Consider the following 17441-nt stretch of genomic DNA (forward strand, 5'->3'; position numbering starts at 1 on the left):
TCGCGGCGGCGTGAGGGTGTTGCGGTTAGTCGCCGTTTGTCGATGCTTGTTGCCGACGCCGCTGGTTGCCGCAGTTGTTGCCATTGCCGCTGTTGCAATCCTTGTCGAATCCTCCACGGTTCGAAACCTTATCCCCGCTCGCTGACGATTAATCTGGTCCCCGCTTGTCACGCACAGGACCAGAGCGATGGTTGCGATCCCTTCGGCGACTTCGGCGTTGCCGACCGCTTCAGCGTTGTCGGCGGCTTCCGCGTTATCGAGCGCTTCGGCGTGTTCGACGGCTTCGGCGTTGTCCGCCGATTCCGAGTTATCGACGGCTTCGGCGTTGTCCGCCGTTTCCCGGCTATCGACCGCTTCGGCGCCTTCCGGCACCGCAGCTGTCGGCGCCCTTCCATGGCGCCCCAATTGCCGCCCCCCTTCTTGCCCTTGTTTGACTGACCGCCGGCGCTGCCACCGCGGCTACCTGCTGCTCGAAGCGCTGGTCGCGCTCGCCGTGCTCGGCATCGGCCTGCTGCCGCTGGCCGGGCTCGCCCCGACGGCGCTGCAATGGTGGCGCGAGCCCTTGCGGATCGGCCAGGCCCTGCGCCTCGCCGCCGAGGGCGCCGAACTGGCGGGGCTGGCGGGACCGGATGCCCTGCCGGATCCCGCCCGGCTCCCCGCGCTCGCGCGGACACCGGGCCTGCCGCCGCCACGCTGGTGCGCCTCGGTGCCGGCCGACGCGGCGCAATCGAGCTGTCCGGCCGGCCACCGCGTCGTCGTGGTCGGTCCCTTGCCGCCGGAGCCCCGCATAGGCAGCCGGGCCGATGCCGCCCAGCCCCGGACCGCGTTGCGCGCCATCGCGCTGCGGTTGCGGCCATGAGCACGACGGCTGCAACCATGAGCGCGGCGGTCGTCGCCCCGTGTGCAATCGGATCGAGCGTGCGCGGCAGCGCCGGTACGCCATGGCAGTCCGCGGCGACGGCCGGATGGTCGCTGGTCGAGGTGATGGTCGGCCTGCTGCTGGGCGCGCTGGCGAGCAGCGCGGCGGTGACGGCTTGGCTCACCATGCGATCCGCCTATGTCCTGGCCGCCGAGCAACGCGAACTGGAGCAGCGCGGCGGCGCCCTGCTGGAGGCGATTGCCGGGCTGCTGCGCCATGCGGGCTGGCATCCGGCTCCGACCGCCGCCCTGCCTCCGCCGCTGATCGGCCGCGACGACTGCGGCCAGCCGACGCTCGGCGACGCCCTGAGCTGCGGCAAAGCCGGCGTCGCCGGCAGCGATGCGCTGCTGATCCGCTTCGGCGGCGACCATCCGTTTGGCGATCCGGCGGTGCCCGACCGCTACCTGTCCGACTGCAGCGGTTACCCGGTCTCCATCGCGGTGGCCGCTACGGAAACCGCAGGGGCCTCGTCGCCGCAGGCGGCCGGCTACCTGACCGCCAACCTGCTGTACGTGGCCAACGGCGCCGACGGCGAGCCGCAATTGCTGTGCCGCTATCCCGGGCGCCGCGATGGTGGCAGTGGCAGCAGTAGTAGCGGTGGCGGTGGCGGTGGCGGTGGCGGTGGTGGCGGTGGTGGCGGTGGTGGCGGTGGTAGCGGTGGTGGCGGTGGTGGCGGTGGTGGTGTCAGTGGCGGCATTGGGGGCAGCGGCGGCACGACGTGGAGCACGGGCGCACTGGCCCGCGGTGTCGAGACCCTGCAGCTGCGCTATGGCGTCGACCGCGACGGCGACGGCCGCGTCGATACCTTCCTGCGCGCCAGCGAACTTGCCATCGGCGGACCGGATGCGTGGCGCAAGGTGTTGGCCGTGCAGATCGCCCTGGTGCTGCGCAGCGGGGCTGGCATGCCGGGCACGGCCGCGACGCCCTTGCCACTGCTGCCGCCACGCACGACCGGCGAGCAAGGCGACGATATCGCGTTTATGCCCCGCTCCCGGCCCACCGCTTCGCGGCGAGTGTTCGCCACCACGGTGTGGCTGCGCAATGCGCCGTTCTGTGCGGAGTCGACATGCTGAGATTCGAAGACGATGCGATGCCGCCGCAAGCCGCACGCGGCGCCATCACGCTCATTTCCGTAGTCGTGCTGTCGACGATGACCCTCGCGCTGGCCGGCGCGCTGTTCGTGCTGCTCCTGGCCGGACATCAGGCGATCGGCCAGCGGCTCGAGCGCGAGATCGCGTTCCGCGGCGCGGAGGTCGCGCTGCGCGATGGCGAGCGCGATCTGCGCAGCGCAACTGCCGCCATTGCTGGGACTGCTGCGACTACCGCGACTGCTGCGACTGCTGCGACTGCTGCGACTGCTGCGACTGCTGCGACTGCTGCGCCTGCTGCGACTGCTGCGCCTGCTGCGACTGCTGCGACTGCTGCGACTGCTGCGACTGCTGCGACTGCTGCGACTGCTGCGACTGCTGCGACTACTGCAACTGCTGCGACTGGTGCGACTGGTGCCACAGCTGCGACTACCGCCACTACCGCCAACCAAGCGCTCGCCGGCCACAACGATCGCCTCGCCTCATGGCCTGCGCCCGGCCATTGCGGCACGCAGGCGCAGCGCGGCCTGTGCAGCCCTGCCCCCGGGCAGCCCCCGCCGTGGCGGGCTTGGATGGACCAGGCCCTGCCCGCGGACGGCATCGGAGTGCCGATCGGAAACGTAACCGGTGCAATCCTGCCGCTCATCCCGCCGGAGATGGCCGGCGCGACCACCGTGCCGCGCTATCTGATCGAACGGCTGCCGCCGAAAAGCGCCGGCGGATCGGCGCCCGCCGGCGTGCCGGCGCAGCGCTATCGCATCACCGCGCTCGGTCAGGGACGCGATCCGGCCGCGCGCGTCGTGCTGCAGACCGAATGGATCGAACCGGAACGGATCGATCCGCCTTCACGGCGTGGAGCGGCAAGCCAGCCGGAAGGCGGCCGCGTCCGGCGAATCGGTTGGCGCGAACTCGTCCCGCCATATCCGTCATGACGTCATGCCGCGTCATGAGGCCGCCATGAGGCGCCATGAAGCCCATGACCCCTCCATGAGGTGCCGTGACCCTCCAGGGAGCGCCGTCACTCGCGATGACCCTCCGTGACCCCGCCGCCACCGTCCATGACCGCCAACCGCACCGCCGCCTTCACGCTGATCGAGCTGCTGGTCGTGATCGTCATCGTCGCCATCGTCGCCGGCATCGCGGCCACCAGCTGGCATCGGCACCTGCAGCGCAGCTGGCGCGCGCAGGCGCGCACCGCGATGATCGCGGCGATGCTGGACCTGCAGCGCCACGCGATGGCCCGCGGCAGCTTCGCCGACGACAGCGGTCGCGGTCCCGCGGGACGCTGGCCACAGTGGGTCCCGCCGCCGCCTGCGCGTCCGCACTACCGGCTGGCGGCGCTGCCCTGCACCGCCGCCGGCCAGCGCGACGCCGACCTCGACCGCTGCATCGAACTGCACGCCTTCCCGCAATGGCCCGACGTCACTTGCGGCACGCTGATCCTGCGCGGCAGCGGCGAGTGGCTGGTGGAATCGCAGGACCAGGCGGGACCCGTACCATGGCCGGAGGGCTGCTGAGCGTCCGCGGCGGCGAGCGCGGGCGGCACCCCGCACGCTCGGCGGGCGCCACACTGATCGAATGGCTCGCCGCGATGGCGATCACGGCAACGCTGGCCGCTGCCGGCTACCCGTCCTATCGCGACGCGCTGGAGCGGCAGCAGGTGCGCCTGGCCGCCGACCTGCTGGCCGCCTCGATCGAGATGGCGCACGAATTCGCGCTGGCCAGGCGCAGCACGGTTCTGCTGGCGCCGCAGCCCGGCTTCTCCGACTTCTCGCGCGGATGGCATATCGTCGCGAGGGAGGCCCGGGTGGCGGACGGGGCCACCGGGGCCACCGGGGCCATCGGAGCCACCAGGGCCATCGGAGCCACCAGGGCCAGCGAGGCCACAAGGACCAGCCAAGCCCCCGACGCCCCGGTGCTGTCATCGGTGGGCCTGGCCGCCGCCTGCCTGCGCGTCGCGCTGCGCGCCACCGACGGCGGCCGCGCGCTGCGGCTGGCTCCTGTGGGATACTCTCGGTCGGAACGTGGCGGCTTCTATGCGGCCACCTTTACCCTGCGCTGCGGCCATGCGCAGCGTCAGGTCAGGCTCGGCGCGCTGGGCCGCTTGCGCATCTGTACGCCCGGGCACGACGCCGACTGCGACAGCCGCATCGACAGCGAGCCCTGAGCCGCAGACCGGCCACGACCTTGGCCCGGCATGCCGGGCCGATTTAGCCCGACCGACTTGGCCGACCGACTTGGCCGACCGACTTGGCCCGACCGACTTGGCCCGACCGACTTGGCCCGGCCGACTTGGTCCCAACCGAGTCAGCCAGCCCGACCACGCCAGCCACGCCAGTCAAGACAACCGGCAGGAAAACCGCTTACTCATGTTCTCCGAAACCGATCACGCCGCCATGCAGCAGGCCCTCGCGCTCGCCGCGCGCGGCATGTTCATCACCACGCCGAATCCGCGCGTGGGCTGTGTGCTGACCAAGGGCGGCAAGGTGATCGGCGAAGGCTACACGCAGCCCGCGGGCCAGGACCACGCGGAGATCCAGGCGCTGAAGAACGCCGCCGCGCGCGGCATCGATCCCGCCGGCGCGACCGCCTACGTCACGCTGGAGCCCTGCAGCCATTTCGGCCGCACGCCGCCGTGCGCCGATGCGCTGGTGCGCGCCGGCGTCAAGCGCGTGGTCGCGGCGATGGAAGATCCGAACCCCACGGTATCGGGACGGGGCCTGCAGCGGCTGCGCGATGCCGGCATCGACGTGCGCTGCGGCCTGCTGGAGAAGGAGGCGCGCGACCTGAACATCGGCTTCGTCTCGCGCATGACCCGCGGCCTGCCGTGGGTCCGCGTCAAGGTCGCGGCCTCGCTCGATGGCGGCACCGCGCTGCATGACGGCACCAGCCAGTGGATCACCGGCCAGGCCGCGCGCGACGACGGCCATGCCTGGCGCGCACGCGCCTGCGCGATCCTGACCGGCATCGGCACCGTGCGCGACGACGACCCCCAGCTGACCGTGCGCGCCATCGACACGCCGCGCCAGCCGCAGCGCGTGCTGATCGACTCGCGCCTGGAGGTGCCGCTGGACGCGCGCATGCTGACGCCTGACACCGGCGAATTCGCCAAGCCCGTGCTGGTGTTCTGTGCGATCGACGATCGCGCGCGCCGCACCGCGCTGGAGGCGCGCGGCGCCGAAGTGGTGGTGCTGCCCAACGCGCACGGCAAGGTCGAGCTGCGCCGCATGCTCGAGGAGCTGGGCCGGCGCGGCATCAACGAGCTCCATGTCGAGGCGGGCTTCAAGCTCAACGGTTCGCTGATCCGCGAAGGCTGCGCCGACGAGTTGCTGGTCTATCTGGCGCCCCGCCTACTCGGCGACGCGCAGGGCATGTTCAACCTGCCGCCGCTCGCCCGCCTGCAGGACGCGCCGGCCTTCCGCTGGCACGATGTGCGGCAGATCGGCGACGATTTGCGGCTGATCGCGCGCCGCCATCCTGCGGGCTGAACGGCACGTCTCGCTGCGGGCTGCTAGCATGCCGCTTTGTCCTTGCTCTCTCCTTGCTTTCCCCTTCGCTTTCCCTCCCTGCTGACCAGACCATGTTTACTGGCATTGTGGCGGCCGTCGGCCGCATCGACTCCGTGACGCCGCTGGGCGACCAGAACACCGACAACGCCGGCGTCCGCCTGCAGATCGACGCCGGGGGCCTCGACCTGTCCGACGTGCAGATCGGCGACAGCATCGCCATCCAGGGCGCCTGCATGACCGTGGTGGCGCTGCAGCCGGGCCGGTTCGATGTCGAGGTCTCGCGCGAGTCGCTGGACAAGACCACCGGCCTCGCGCAGCCCGGCCGGGTCAATCTGGAAAAGGCGCTGCGCCTGGCCGACCGGCTCGGCGGCCACCTGGTCTCCGGCCATGTCGACGGCCTGGGCGAAGTCACCCATTTCGCGCCGGTCGGCGAATCGCACGAGCTGCGCGTGCGCGCGCCGCGCGAGCTGGCGCGCTATCTGGCCTACAAGGGCTCGGTGGTGGTCAACGGCGTCTCGCTGACGGTCAATCGCGTGACCGACCACGCCGACGGCTGCGAATTCTCGATCAATCTGATTCCCCATACGATCGAGGTCACCACGCTGCAGGACCTGCGGCCCGGCGCCAAGGTCAATCTGGAGATCGACCTGATCGCCCGCTATGTGGAGCGGATGCTGAGCGCCGACGGCAAGCTGGGCTGAACGCCCGCTGGCGGGCACGCAGGGCTGCCGGGGCCGGATTGCCCCGTCCATCGGCGGGCCCATCCCTCGTCCATCTCCTGGCTATCCCCCGGGCCATCCCCGAGGGCCATTCCCGGGCCGGCTCCGACCGGGCGCCTCGGGCGAACGCAGCCCCCGGCGCCCCTTGCCCCCGGCCCGCATCGCGTACAATGCCGGGTTAAACCGCGCGCCGCCCCGGCGCGCCGCAGTCGCCCCACGGGCCTCGCCCGGGGCCGCCCCGCCAGACTTTCCTTTGCCTACCTCATGACGATCGCCCCAACCGAAGACATCATTGCCGAGATCCGTGCCGGCCGCATGGTTATCCTGGTCGACGAGGAAGACCGCGAGAACGAGGGGGATCTGGTGCTGGCGGCCGATTTCGTCACGCCCGAGGCCATCAACTTCATGGCCAAGTACGGCCGCGGCCTGATCTGCCTGACGCTGACGCCCGAGCGCTGCCGCCAGCTGGAACTGCATCCGATGGTCAGCCGCAACGGCACCCCGCACGGCACCGCCTTCACGGTGTCGATCGAGGCGGCCGAGGGCGTGACCACCGGCATTTCGGCGGCCGACCGCGCCCGTACCGTGCAGGCAGCCGTCGCCCGCGACGCCAAGCCGAGCGATCTGGTCCAGCCGGGCCACATCTTCCCGCTGACGGCCCAGCCCGGCGGCGTGCTGATGCGCGCCGGCCATACCGAGGCGGGCTGCGACCTGGCCGCGCTGGCCGGCGTGACCCCGGCCGCGGTGATCTGCGAAATCATGAAGGACGACGGCACCATGGCGCGCCTGCCGGACCTGATCGAATTCGCCGAGCTGCACGGCCTGAAGATCGGCACCATCGCCGACCTGATCCACTACCGCAGCCGCACCGAATGCATCGTCGACCGCGTCGGCGAGCGCACCATGCAGACCCCGTACGGCACCTTCCGCAGCATCGCCTACCGCGACAAGCCCAGCGGCCACGCCCATCTGGCGCTGATCAAGGGCGACCCGCAGCGCGACCGCGAGACCCTGGTGCGCGTGCACGAGCCGCTGTCGGTGCTGGACCTGCTCGAAGTCTCCCGCACCACCCACTCGTGGACCGTGCCGGCCTCGCTGGAGGCGATCGGCGCGGCCGACAGCGGCGTGATGGTGCTGCTGAACTGCGGCGACAGCGCCGAGCGGCTGTTCGCGCAATTCAGCGCGCTGGACGAGCCGCAGACCCGCGCCCCGCGCAAGCCCGACCTGCGCACCTACGGCATCGGCGCGCAGATCCTGCGCGATGTCGGCGTCGGCAAGATGCGCGTGCTGGCCTCGCCGCGCAAGATGCCCAGCATGACGGGCTACGATCTCGAAGTGGCCGGCTACCAGCCGATGAACGGCGACGACGACTGAGCGTCCCCCCCCAATACCGGCGGCCGGCCCATCCCGGGCGCGGCCGCCCACCGAACCCTGGAGAACGATATGGATCACGGTTTCTACCCGAGCAACCTGGACGGCGAAGGCCTGCGCATCGGCATCGTGCAGGCGCGTTTCAACGAGCCGGTCTGCGACGAGCTGCGCGAGGCCTGCGTGGCCGAGCTGGAAAAGCTGGGCATCGAAGGCGAAGACACGCTGGTGGTGACGGTGCCCGGCGCACTGGAAATCCCGCTGGCGCTGCAGAAGATGGCCGAGAGCGGCCAGTTCGATGCGCTGATCGCGCTGGGCGCCGTGGTGCGCGGCGAAACCTACCACTTCGAGCTGGTTTCGAACGAGTCGGGCGCGGGCATCACCCGCGTCGGCCTGGACTTCAACCTGCCGATCGCCAACGGCATCCTGACCGTCGATACCGACGCCCAGGCCCATGCACGCACCCGCGAGAAGGGCCGCGACTGCGCCCGTGCCGCGGTCGAGATGGCGAACCTGGTGGCGGCGCTCGATTCGCTGCGCGGCCAGGACGACGAGGACGAGGACGACGATGAGTGACGCAGCACAGGGCGGCAAGCCTGCCGCCAAGTCCGGCCGCTCCGACGCCAAGGCGCCGCCCAAGAGCGCGCGCCGCCGTTCGCGCGAACTGGCGCTGCAGGGCCTGTACCAGTGGCTGCTGAACCGCAACGACATCGGCGCGATCCAGGCCCATCTGCACGACGCCCAGGGCTTCAACAAGGCCGACCGCGAGCATTTCGACGCGCTGCTCAATGGCGCCGTGCGCGAGGAAGAGCGGCTGACCGCCGCATTCTCGCCGTTCCTGGACCGCACCGTCGAGGAACTGTCGCCGGTCGAACGCGCCGCGCTGCTGATCGGCAGCTACGAGCTGGTGCATTGCATCGACATCCCGTACAAGGTCGTCATCAACGAGGCCGTCGAGCTGACCAAGACCTTCGGCGGCGTCGAGGGCTACAAGTACGTCAACGGCGTGCTCGACAAGGTTGCCGCGCAGGTGCGCGCCAGCGAGGTCGCCGCCCGACGCTGACCGGCGCCCCGCCCCGCGGCATGCGCCGGACCGACACCCGCCCAGGCGGGTGTTTTCATTTCCGGCGATGATCGCGGGAGTGCGCCACACCGCGCCGGACCGCACCGCCCCGCGCCACGACGGCGCACCGCCTTACCCACCGATTCCAAGTTACCGCCATGGACCCACAGCGCCTCGCCACTGCCTCCCGCCTCGCCAACATCCGCGCCTTCCACGTGATGGAACTGGCCAAGCAGGCCGCCGAGCTCGAACGTGCCGGCCGGCACATCATCCATATGGGCATCGGCGAGCCCGACTTCACCGCGGCCGAGCCGGTGATACGGGCGGCGGAAGCGGCGATGCGTCGCGGCGTGACGCAATACACCGGCGCGCTGGGCATCCACGCGCTGCGCGAGGCAATCGCGGGCTACTACAAGACCGCCTACGGGCTCGATATCCCGGCCCGCCGGGTGATCGTCACCGCCGGCGCCTCGGGCGCGCTGCTGCTCGCCTGTGCGGTGCTGGTGGAGATCGGCGCCGAGGTGCTGATGCCGGACCCGAGCTATCCCTGCAACCGGCATTTCGTCGCGGCCTTCGACGGCGTCGCCCGCATGATCCCCAGCGGCCCCGCGGCGCGTTTCCAGCTGACCGCCGACCAGGTGCGCGAACACTGGACCGAATCGACCCGCGGCGTGCTGCTGGCCTCGCCGTCGAACCCGACCGGCACTTCGATCCTGCCCGACGAGCTGGATCGCATCCTCGCCGAGGTGCGGCAGCGCCGGGGCTTCGCCATCGTCGACGAGATCTATCAGGGGCTGTCGTACGACGGTCGGCCGGTGTCGGCGCTGTCGCTCGACGACAATGTCGTCACGGTCAACAGCTTCTCCAAGTACTTCAACATGACCGGCTGGCGGCTCGGCTGGCTGGTGGTGCCGGACGCGCTGGTGGCCGACTTCGAGAAAGTCGCGCAGAACCTGTTCATCTGCGCGTCCGCGGTGGCCCAGCACGCGGCGCTGGCCTGCTTCACGCCCGAGGCGCTGGCGATCTACGACGAGCGCAAGGCCGAGTTCCAGCGCCGGCGCGACGCCATCGTGCCCGCGCTCGAAACGCTGGGCTTCGGCGTGCCGGTCAAGCCCGATGGCGCCTTCTATGTCTACGCCGACTGCCGCGGCGTCCAGCACCCGGCCGCCGGCGATTCGGACCGGCTGACGCAGGCGATGCTGCACGATGCCGGCGTGGTGCTGGTACCCGGCCTGGACTTCGGCCCGCATACCGCGCGCGAGTACATCCGCATCTCGTACGCGACATCGATGGCCCACATCGAGGAAGCGATGCGGCGGCTCGGCAAGCTGTTCGGGAAATAGAGATAGCGATAGGGCAATCGCGACGGCGGGCCATCGAGCCCGCCAAAACAGCCCGCCAAAACGAAAGCGGCGCAGCCAACCAGGCTGCGCCGCTTTTCTTGACCGCGCGCTTTCGACCGCGCGCCATCTACCATGCGCGGACCCGCCGCGCCCGCATCAGGCCTTGCGGGGCGTCTGCGCCGCCTCCAGCTCGAACTTCTCCGGCTCGGGCGTATGCTCGGCCTGCGTCTTGGTCGACGACGGACCCGGCAGCGACTCGGTCGCGTCCGGCGTCGCCGCCGGCGCGTTGCCGCGGATGCCCAGCACCTGGCGCAGCTTCGCGCGCTCGGCCAGCACCTTGGCGCCGTAGCCGCCATCGGTGGCCGTGGTGGCGCCCACGTAGTACTTCAGGCCGCCTTCGATCGAACCGGCGCGGGCGATGCAATCCTTCAGCACCAGCGCACCGATCTTGATGTTGGCGTAAGGATTGAGCGCGGCCGCGACGCCGCCGACGTGCTCGTACTTGTCCTGGTGGACCTTGGTCATGACCTGCATCAGGCCCTGCGCGCCCACGCCGCTCTCCGCGTACGGATTGAAGCTGGACTCGATCGCGATCACGCCCAGGATCAGCAGCGGATCGATACCGACCTCGCGGCCGGTCAGATAGGCGGCCTTGACCAGTTGCGCGGTCGCCTGCGCGGCCACGCGGTACTTGCGCGCGATGTACTCCGCCACCGCGGCCTGTTCGCGCGCGCTGGCCAGCGCGCTGCTGTAGCGCGCGTCCAGGGCCACGCGCTGGGCCGGGATACGGGCCGCCAGATGGGCGACCGACGGCACCTTCGACTGGCTGGCATTGGCCCACTCGCCGACGCCCGACACGCTCGGCAGACCCACCCCCGCCACGGCCGGCACTGCGGCGCCGCCTGCCGGCACCGCTGGCACCTTCACCGCCGGCAGCAGCTTGGCGGCCGCCACGTCGGCCGTGCTGGCATGCACCGGCGCCGACGCGGTCGCCGCCTCCAGCAGGATGGCGGGCGCCTCGTTGCCGGCCAGCATGCCGGCCAGCGCGGTGCGCCATTCCTGGCTGACCGACAGCGAAATACCGGCCACTACCGCGATCAGACCCGCGCTGTTCAGCGCGTATTTCAACGTTGCGCGACCGCTGCGCAGTGCGCGGCCCGCGACCGGATGCGCGAGACGAACCTGCAGGGCACGCCGCACACCGGGAACCGGTTGCCTGAAGCGGACCTGCAACGCCCGCCCGACACCGGGAAGATGAAGGGTTTTCCAACCACTCATGCTTACCTCCATGCGCCGCCGGCTCCCGGTCCTGCAGGGCATTCGCCCACGCATGGCCGTCCACTGGCAACGTAGTCAAGTAAGGATGTCGCACCGCCTTGCAGGGGCGATCGGCATCTGTTGTTGGTGGGCGCTCCCCAAGCGCCCAGCGATTAGCAGAGGAGGCTCTTGGGGTAGCCTGCCCTGCTGCGAAGACTCAAGACGCGCCGGTCATTGCCGGCGGTGATCGGAGGGACCTCCCTTGTAGCGGTCCGCTCTGGTTGATCCAACGTGGTGATCTGCGTTACACCCCTTGACAGGATCGAAAAGTTCGTTGTTGCAACGCAGCACACCTTTGAGCAGACGCGATTGTAAAAACCGTTTTATATCGAGTCAAGAATTAAAGAACGCAAAACAATTCCTTTTCGTTATAACGAATCCCCGCTACGGTGGGGTGAAAGAATCACTCAGCTGGCCGCAATCGTAGTGCTGGCCTAGGATGTCCGGCCCTGCTCGTCCGCCTGTCTTTCAAAAAAACTTACAATTTGCCGGTACGCTGTGCCGCAAAAATTTTCTTCCGAAGCGGTCGAATATGGACCGCACCTCACTCAGATTGACGCTCCGACGAGCGTGGCGCTCTCGCCGCGCCCCTCGCCCAACCACAAATTCCTGATGCAATACAAAGACTTGCGCGATTTCATCGGTCAACTCGAACAGCAGGGCGAGTTGCGGCGCATCGCGGCGCCGGTGTCGCCCGACCTCGAAATGACCGAGATCTGCGATCGCCTGCTGCGTGCCGAAGGGCCCGCCGTGCTGTTCGAGAAGCCCGCGCGCGGGGCCACGGCAGCCGGTGAGGCGATTTTCGACATGCCGGTGCTGGCCAATCTGTTCGGCACGCCACGCAGGGTCGCGTTGGGCATGGGCGCGGAATCGCTGGCCGATCTGCGCGACATCGGGCGCGTGCTGTCGGCGCTCAAGGAGCCCGAGCCGCCGCGCGGCCTGCGCGAGGCCGGCAAGCTGTTCACGCTGGTCAAGTCGGTCTGGGACATGGCGCCGAAGAAGGTGTCGAGCCCGGCCTGCCAGGAGATCGTCTGGGAGGGCAATGACGTCGACCTGGCGCGCCTGCCGATCCAGAAGTGCTGGCCCGGCGACGCCGCGCCGCTGATCACCTGGGGCCTGGTGGTGACCAAGGGCCCGCACAAGAAGCGGCAGAACCTGGGCATCTACCGCCAGCAGGTGATCGGCCGCAACCAGGTCATCATGCGCTGGCTGGCGCACCGCGGCGGCGCGCTGGACTTCCGCGAGCACGCATTGGCCAATCCGGGCAAGCCGTTTCCGATCGCGGTCGCGCTGGGCGCGGATCCGGCCACGATGCTCGGCGCGGTGACGCCGGTGCCCGATACGCTGTCCGAATACCAGTTCGCGGGCCTGCTGCGCGGCAGCCGTACCGCGCTGGCCGGCTGCCTGACGCCGACGCTGTCCGAGCTGAGCGTGCCGGCCTCGGCCGAAATCGTGCTCGAAGGCCATATCCAGCCCGACCCGACGCATCCGTCCGGCTACCAGCACGCGCTGGAAGGTCCGTTCGGCGACCACACCGGCTACTACAACGAGCAGGACTGGTTCCCCGTCTTCACCATCGACCGCATCACGATGCGGCGCGATCCGATCTATCACTCGACCTACACCGGCAAGCCGCCCGACGAGCCAGCCGTGCTCGGCGTCGCGCTGAACGAGGTGTTCGTGCCGCTGCTGCAGAAGCAGTTTCCCGAGATCACCGACTTCTATCTGCCGCCCGAGGGCTGCAGCTACCGGATGGCGGTGGTGCGCATGAAGAAGCAGTACGCCGGCCACGCCAAGCGGGTGATGTTCGGCGTCTGGAGCTTCCTGCGGCAGTTCATGTATACGAAGTTCATCGTGGTGGTCGACGACGACGTCGACGTGCGCGACTGGAAGGAGGTGATCTGGGCGATCACCACGCGGGTCGACCCGACGCGCGATACGGTGCTGGTCGACAACACGCCGATCGACTACCTGGACTTCGCCTCGCCGGTGTCGGGGCTCGGCTCCAAGATGGGCATCGACGCCACCGACAAGTGGCCCGGCGAAACCACGCGCGAATGGGGACGTCCCATTCAGATGGATGCGGCGATCAAGACCCGTGTCGACGGCATGTGGGAGACGCTGTTCGAACGGCCGGCCGGCGGTTGAGGGCCGAGGGCCGAGGGCCGAGGGCTGAGGGCTGAGGGCTGAGGGCTTGGGGGCTTCAGGGCTTGAGGGCTTGAGGTGCCCGAGACCCTGAGCGTCCGGCGCCCTCGGGCGTCCTGGACGCGGCCGCCGCCATCCCCAGCTATCATCTGCAACCAGAACTGATTACAGGAGACCACGATGGCCAATGCGCTAGACCGAATCCAGGACCGTGCCCTGGTCCGCAGCCAGTCCTATGTCAACGGCGAATGGGTCGGGGCCGACAACGGCACCACCTTCCCGGTGATCGACCCGGCCAACAACCAGGAACTGCTGCAGGTCGCCAACCTGGGCGCCGCCGAAACCGAGCGCGCGATCGCCGCCGCCGAGGCCGCCTGGCCGGCCTGGCGCGCGAAGACCGCCAAGGAGCGTGCCAACCTGATGCGCCGCTGGTTCGATCTGCTGATCGCCCACGCCGACGACCTGGCCGCGCTGATGACCGCCGAACAGGGCAAGCCGCTGGCCGAATCGAAGGGCGAGGTCGTCTACGGCGCGTCCTTTATCGAGTGGTTCGCCGAGGAAGCCAAGCGCGTCAGCGGCGACGTGCCGGCCTCGACCTGGGCAGACAAGCGGATGGTGGTGCTGAAGCAGCCGATCGGCGTGTGCGCGTCGATCACGCCGTGGAACTTCCCGATCGCGATGATCACGCGCAAGTGCGCGCCCGCGCTGGCCGCCGGCTGCACCATCGTGGTCAAGCCGGCCGAGCAGACGCCGCTGTGCGCGCTGGCGATGGCCGAACTGGCGCACCGCGCCGGCATCCCGGCCGGCGTGATCAATATCGTCACCGGCGATGCCGACCAGTCGATCGCGATCGGCAAGACGCTGTGCGCGTCGCCGGTGGTGCGCCATCTGTCCTTCACCGGCTCGACGCCGGTGGGCCGCATCCTGATGGAGCAATGCGCGCCGACGGTCAAGAAGATCGCACTGGAGCTCGGCGGCCACGCGCCCTTCATCGTGTTCGACGATGCCGATATCGATGCCGCTGTCGAAGGCGCGATCGCGTCCAAGTACCGCAATGCCGGCCAGACCTGCGTCTGCACCAACCGCTTCTATGCGCACGAGTCGATCTACGACGAGTTCGTCGCCAAGCTGGCGCGGCAGGCCGAAGGCCTGCGCGTGGGCAACGGCTTCGACGCCGGCGTGGCACAGGGTCCGCTGATCGACGACCAGGCGGTGCAGAAGGTGCGCCAGCATATCGACGACGCGACCTCGCGCGGCGCCCGCCTGCTGACCGGCGGCAAGCTGGTGGAAGGCCTGGGCTCGGGCCGCTTCATCGCGCCGACCGTGCTGGCCGACGCCACCCCCGAGATGCTGATCTCGCGCGAGGAAACCTTCGGCCCCGTGGCGGCCGTGTTCAAGTTCCGCGACGAGCAGGAAGCCGTGGCGCTGGCCAACGCCAGCGAGTTCGGCCTCGCCTCGTATTTCTACAGCCGCGATATCGGCCGCGTCTGGCGCGTGGCCGAGCAGCTCGAATACGGCATGGTCGGCATCAACACCGGCCTGATCTCGAACGAGGTGGCCCCGTTCGGCGGCGTCAAGCAGTCGGGCCTCGGCCGCGAGGGCTCGACCTACGGCATCGACGAGTACCTGGAACTGAAGTACCTTTGCCTCGGCGGCATCTGACCCGTCCGACCGCCTCGCGGGCGCCGACGGCGCCCGCCCCCACCCCTTGAGCCATCCAGGTCCCGCGCAGCCATCGGCACGCGGGCGCAAACAACAAGGCAGAGGAGGAGACATGACGACGCTGGAAGAAGGCAAGCTGGTCTGGACGCCGTCGCCGGCGGTGCGCGAGCGCGCGCGGCTGACGGCCTTCATGCGATGGCTGCGCGAAACGCGCGGCCTCGCGTTCGACGATTACGACAGCCTGTGGCGCTGGTCGGTCACCGACATCGAGGCCTTCTGGGACGCGATCCGCGCCTACTTCGATGTCCGCTTCGACACGCCGGCCCGCCAGGTGCTGGCGCGCCGCGAGATGCCGGGCGCGCGCTGGTTCGAGGGCGCCAGCCTGAACTATGTGCAGCAGGTCTTCCGCCATGCGGGCGAAGGCGCGGCGCGCCAGCGCGCCGCGATCCGCCATGCCGGCGAAGCGCAGCCGCTGGCCGAACTGAGCTGGGACGCGCTGGAGTCGCAGGTCGCGGCATTGGCGCATACGCTGCGTCGGCTGGGCGTCGGCCGCGGCGACCGCGTGGCGGGCTATCTGCCCAACATCCCGCAGACCATCGTCGCCTTCCTCGCCACCGCCAGCGTCGGCGCGGTCTGGTCCGGCTGCGCGCCGGACATGGGACAGGTCGCGGTGGCCGACCGCTTCCGCCAGATCGAACCGAAGGTGCTGATCGCCGTGGACGGCTACCGCTACGGCGGCAAGGCCTACGACCGCGCGCCGGTGGTGGCGCAGCTGGTCGACGCGCTGCCGTCGCTGACCGACCTGATCGTGGTGCCGCTGCTGGGAACGCCGGACGAGATACCGCCCACCGCGCTGGAAACTGCGCGGGCAACTACGCTGGAAACTGCGCTGGAAACTGCGCCGGAAAGCGCCCCGGGCAAGGCGGGCGCGCTGCGCCGCCATCGCTGGCAGGACGCGCTGGCGCATCAGGTGCCGCTGCAGGTCGACAGCGTGCCGTTCGACCATCCGCTGTGGATCGTCTATTCGTCGGGCACCACCGGCATGCCCAAACCCATCGTGCACGGCCACGGCGGCATCGTGATCGAGCAGCTCAAGCTGATGGCGTTCCACAACGACCTCGGCCCGGACGATGTCTTCCACTGGTACAGCAGCAGCGGCTGGATCATGTGGAATGCGCAGGTGGCCGGGCTGCTGCTCGGCAGCACCATCGCGATCTATGACGGCAATCCGGCCTGGCCCGACGCCGGCATGCTGTGGCGCTTTGCGGAAGCCGCCGGCATCACGGTCTTCGGCGCCGGCGCGGCGTTCTTCACGGGCGGCATCAAGGCCGGCGTGGTGCCGTCGCGCGAGGCCGACCTGAGCCGCCTGCGCGGCATCGGCTCGACCGGCTCGCCGCTGCCCGCGGAAGCCTACGACTGGATCTACCGCAACGTTCGCGACGACATCTGGCTGGCGCCGATGTCCGGCGGCACCGACTTCGCGGGCTCCTTCGTCGCCGGCTGCCCGCTGCTGCCGGTCTACGCCGGCGAGATGCAATGCCGCTGCCTCGGCGCCAAGGTCGAGGCCTTCGACGAGGCCGGCCAGGCGCGGATCGACGAGGTCGGCGAACTGGTCTGCACCGAGCCGATGCCCTCGATGCCGCTCTACCTGTGGGGCGACACCGACGGCAAGCGCTACCGCGACAGCTATTTCGATACCTACCCCGGCATCTGGCGCCACGGCGACTGGATCAAGATCACCTCGCGCGGCGGCGCCATCATCTACGGCCGCTCGGATGCGACCATCAACCGGCACGGCATCCGCATGGGCACCAGCGAGCTGTACCGCGTGGTCGAGGAACTGCCCGAGGTGCTCGACAGCATGGTGGTCGACCTTGAATATCTCGGCCGCGATTCGTACATGCCGCTGTTCGTCGTGCTGCGCGAAGGCATCGCGCTCGACGACAGGCTGGTCGACACGATCCGCGCGCGCATCCGCGAGGCGCTGTCGTCGCGGCACGTGCCCAACGCGATCCTGCAGGTGCCGGGCATTCCGCGCACGCTGTCGGGCAAGAAGATGGAGGTGCCGATCAAGAAGCTGCTGCTCGGCCACGACCCGGACAGGATCGCCAACCGCGACGCGATGGCCAATCCGGACACGCTGGACTGGTACTTCGATTACGCGCGGCGTTATCTGCGCGAGGCCAGCGCGGCGACGGCATAGCGCATCGAGGGCGGGCGGGCCGTGCCTTGCCGCGCCCTCCCGCACCCTGCCCTGGCCAGCCCCGCCGCGCCGCGCCTGCAGCGCCGAGCCCTTTCGTGGCCGTGC

16 protein-coding genes are annotated in these 17441 nt (G+C 69.8%); 15 read left to right on the forward strand and 1 reads right to left on the reverse strand.

What is annotated here, in order from left to right; all coding sequences use genetic code 11:
- Window positions 1–42: 42 nt before the first annotated feature.
- From K7G19_RS17685 to K7G19_RS17740, 12 genes are all read left to right on the forward strand, one after another.
- The gene (locus tag K7G19_RS17685; RefSeq protein WP_226108347.1) at window positions 43–438 is read left to right on the forward strand and encodes a hypothetical protein; all 396 of its coding nucleotides are present in this window, start codon (window positions 43–45) and stop codon (window positions 436–438) included.
- Window positions 431–859: a prepilin-type N-terminal cleavage/methylation domain-containing protein gene (locus K7G19_RS17690; RefSeq protein ID WP_226108348.1), complete on the forward strand. Its 429-nt coding sequence runs from the start codon at window positions 431–433 to the stop codon at window positions 857–859. Before K7G19_RS17685 ends, K7G19_RS17690 begins: the two co-directional genes overlap by 8 nt.
- The gene (locus tag K7G19_RS17695) at window positions 856–1992 is read left to right on the forward strand and encodes a PilW family protein (protein WP_226108349.1); all 1137 of its coding nucleotides are present in this window, start codon (window positions 856–858) and stop codon (window positions 1990–1992) included. The genes K7G19_RS17690 and K7G19_RS17695 overlap by 4 nt, the downstream gene beginning before the upstream one ends.
- The gene (locus tag K7G19_RS17700; protein ID WP_226108351.1) at window positions 1986–2939 is read left to right on the forward strand and encodes a pilus assembly protein; all 954 of its coding nucleotides are present in this window, start codon (window positions 1986–1988) and stop codon (window positions 2937–2939) included. The genes K7G19_RS17695 and K7G19_RS17700 overlap by 7 nt, the downstream gene beginning before the upstream one ends.
- A gap of 126 nt (window positions 2940–3065) precedes the next feature.
- Window positions 3066–3524 (forward strand): prepilin-type N-terminal cleavage/methylation domain-containing protein, encoded by a 459-nt coding sequence (locus K7G19_RS17705; RefSeq protein WP_226108353.1) that lies wholly within the window; start codon window positions 3066–3068, stop codon window positions 3522–3524.
- Window positions 3506–4174, forward strand: coding sequence for a pilus assembly protein (locus tag K7G19_RS17710; protein WP_226108355.1), 669 nt, complete (start codon window positions 3506–3508; stop codon window positions 4172–4174). Before K7G19_RS17705 ends, K7G19_RS17710 begins: the two co-directional genes overlap by 19 nt.
- Before the next feature lie 202 nt (window positions 4175–4376).
- Complete coding sequence (gene ribD, locus K7G19_RS17715) at window positions 4377–5495, forward strand: bifunctional diaminohydroxyphosphoribosylaminopyrimidine deaminase/5-amino-6-(5-phosphoribosylamino)uracil reductase RibD (RefSeq protein ID WP_149317777.1); 1119 nt, start codon at window positions 4377–4379, stop codon at window positions 5493–5495.
- 92 nt (window positions 5496–5587) lie between these two features.
- Window positions 5588–6217 carry a riboflavin synthase gene (locus K7G19_RS17720; protein ID WP_226108357.1) on the forward strand — a complete coding sequence of 210 codons (630 nt, stop codon included), beginning with the start codon at window positions 5588–5590 and terminating at the stop codon, window positions 6215–6217.
- Between the two features lie 282 nt (window positions 6218–6499).
- Window positions 6500–7609 carry a bifunctional 3,4-dihydroxy-2-butanone-4-phosphate synthase/GTP cyclohydrolase II gene (gene ribBA, locus K7G19_RS17725; RefSeq protein WP_226108359.1) on the forward strand — a complete coding sequence of 370 codons (1110 nt, stop codon included), beginning with the start codon at window positions 6500–6502 and terminating at the stop codon, window positions 7607–7609.
- Window positions 7610–7678: 69 nt separating this feature from the next.
- Complete coding sequence (gene ribH, locus K7G19_RS17730) at window positions 7679–8179, forward strand: 6,7-dimethyl-8-ribityllumazine synthase (protein WP_149317774.1); 501 nt, start codon at window positions 7679–7681, stop codon at window positions 8177–8179.
- A complete protein-coding gene (nusB, locus tag K7G19_RS17735; RefSeq protein WP_226108361.1) occupies window positions 8172–8666 on the forward strand; it encodes a transcription antitermination factor NusB in 495 nt (164 codons plus the stop codon). Before ribH ends, nusB begins: the two co-directional genes overlap by 8 nt.
- A gap of 158 nt (window positions 8667–8824) precedes the next feature.
- A complete protein-coding gene (locus tag K7G19_RS17740; RefSeq protein ID WP_226108363.1) occupies window positions 8825–10009 on the forward strand; it encodes a pyridoxal phosphate-dependent aminotransferase in 1185 nt (394 codons plus the stop codon).
- A gap of 156 nt (window positions 10010–10165) precedes the next feature.
- On the opposite strand, the gene K7G19_RS17745 is transcribed toward K7G19_RS17740, so the two are convergent.
- The gene (locus K7G19_RS17745) at window positions 10166–11287 is read right to left on the reverse strand and encodes a lytic transglycosylase domain-containing protein (protein ID WP_149317771.1); all 1122 of its coding nucleotides are present in this window, start codon (window positions 11285–11287) and stop codon (window positions 10166–10168) included.
- Between the two features lie 651 nt (window positions 11288–11938).
- Here K7G19_RS17745 and ubiD point away from each other — a divergent pair.
- From ubiD to K7G19_RS17760, 3 genes are all read left to right on the forward strand, one after another.
- The gene (gene ubiD / locus K7G19_RS17750) at window positions 11939–13474 is read left to right on the forward strand and encodes a 4-hydroxy-3-polyprenylbenzoate decarboxylase (protein ID WP_226108365.1); all 1536 of its coding nucleotides are present in this window, start codon (window positions 11939–11941) and stop codon (window positions 13472–13474) included.
- A gap of 177 nt (window positions 13475–13651) precedes the next feature.
- Complete coding sequence (locus K7G19_RS17755) at window positions 13652–15133, forward strand: NAD-dependent succinate-semialdehyde dehydrogenase (protein ID WP_150084243.1); 1482 nt, start codon at window positions 13652–13654, stop codon at window positions 15131–15133.
- 112 nt (window positions 15134–15245) lie between these two features.
- Window positions 15246–17336: an acetoacetate--CoA ligase gene (locus tag K7G19_RS17760; RefSeq protein ID WP_226108367.1), complete on the forward strand. Its 2091-nt coding sequence runs from the start codon at window positions 15246–15248 to the stop codon at window positions 17334–17336.
- Window positions 17337–17441 lie beyond the last annotated feature (105 nt).

It is taken from the genome of Cupriavidus sp. DB3 (assembly GCF_020418465.1).
Taxonomy (GTDB): Bacteria; Pseudomonadota; Gammaproteobacteria; order Burkholderiales; family Burkholderiaceae; genus Cupriavidus; species Cupriavidus cauae.

Bases quoted from the DNA above. Each gene is read 5' to 3' on its own strand.
- K7G19_RS17710 (WP_226108355.1), top strand. From the start codon at position 3,506: ATGGCCGGAGGGCTGCTGAGCGTCCGCGGCGGCGAGCGCGGGCGGCAC.
- ribH (WP_149317774.1), top strand. From the start codon at position 7,679: ATGGATCACGGTTTCTACCCGAGCAACCTGGACGGCGAAGGCCTGCGC.
- K7G19_RS17745 (WP_149317771.1), bottom strand. From the start codon at position 11,287: ATGAGTGGTTGGAAAACCCTTCATCTTCCCGGTGTCGGGCGGGCGTTG.
- ribBA (WP_226108359.1), top strand. From the start codon at position 6,500: ATGACGATCGCCCCAACCGAAGACATCATTGCCGAGATCCGTGCCGGC.
- K7G19_RS17755 (WP_150084243.1), top strand. From the start codon at position 13,652: ATGGCCAATGCGCTAGACCGAATCCAGGACCGTGCCCTGGTCCGCAGC.
- K7G19_RS17720 (WP_226108357.1), top strand. From the start codon at position 5,588: ATGTTTACTGGCATTGTGGCGGCCGTCGGCCGCATCGACTCCGTGACG.
- ribD (WP_149317777.1), top strand. From the start codon at position 4,377: ATGTTCTCCGAAACCGATCACGCCGCCATGCAGCAGGCCCTCGCGCTC.
- nusB (WP_226108361.1), top strand. From the start codon at position 8,172: ATGAGTGACGCAGCACAGGGCGGCAAGCCTGCCGCCAAGTCCGGCCGC.
- ubiD (WP_226108365.1), top strand. From the start codon at position 11,939: ATGCAATACAAAGACTTGCGCGATTTCATCGGTCAACTCGAACAGCAG.
- K7G19_RS17740 (WP_226108363.1), top strand. From the start codon at position 8,825: ATGGACCCACAGCGCCTCGCCACTGCCTCCCGCCTCGCCAACATCCGC.
- K7G19_RS17700 (WP_226108351.1), top strand. From the start codon at position 1,986: ATGCTGAGATTCGAAGACGATGCGATGCCGCCGCAAGCCGCACGCGGC.
- K7G19_RS17760 (WP_226108367.1), top strand. From the start codon at position 15,246: ATGACGACGCTGGAAGAAGGCAAGCTGGTCTGGACGCCGTCGCCGGCG.
- K7G19_RS17695 (WP_226108349.1), top strand. From the start codon at position 856: ATGAGCACGACGGCTGCAACCATGAGCGCGGCGGTCGTCGCCCCGTGT.
- K7G19_RS17685 (WP_226108347.1), top strand. From the start codon at position 43: ATGCTTGTTGCCGACGCCGCTGGTTGCCGCAGTTGTTGCCATTGCCGC.
- K7G19_RS17705 (WP_226108353.1), top strand. From the start codon at position 3,066: ATGACCGCCAACCGCACCGCCGCCTTCACGCTGATCGAGCTGCTGGTC.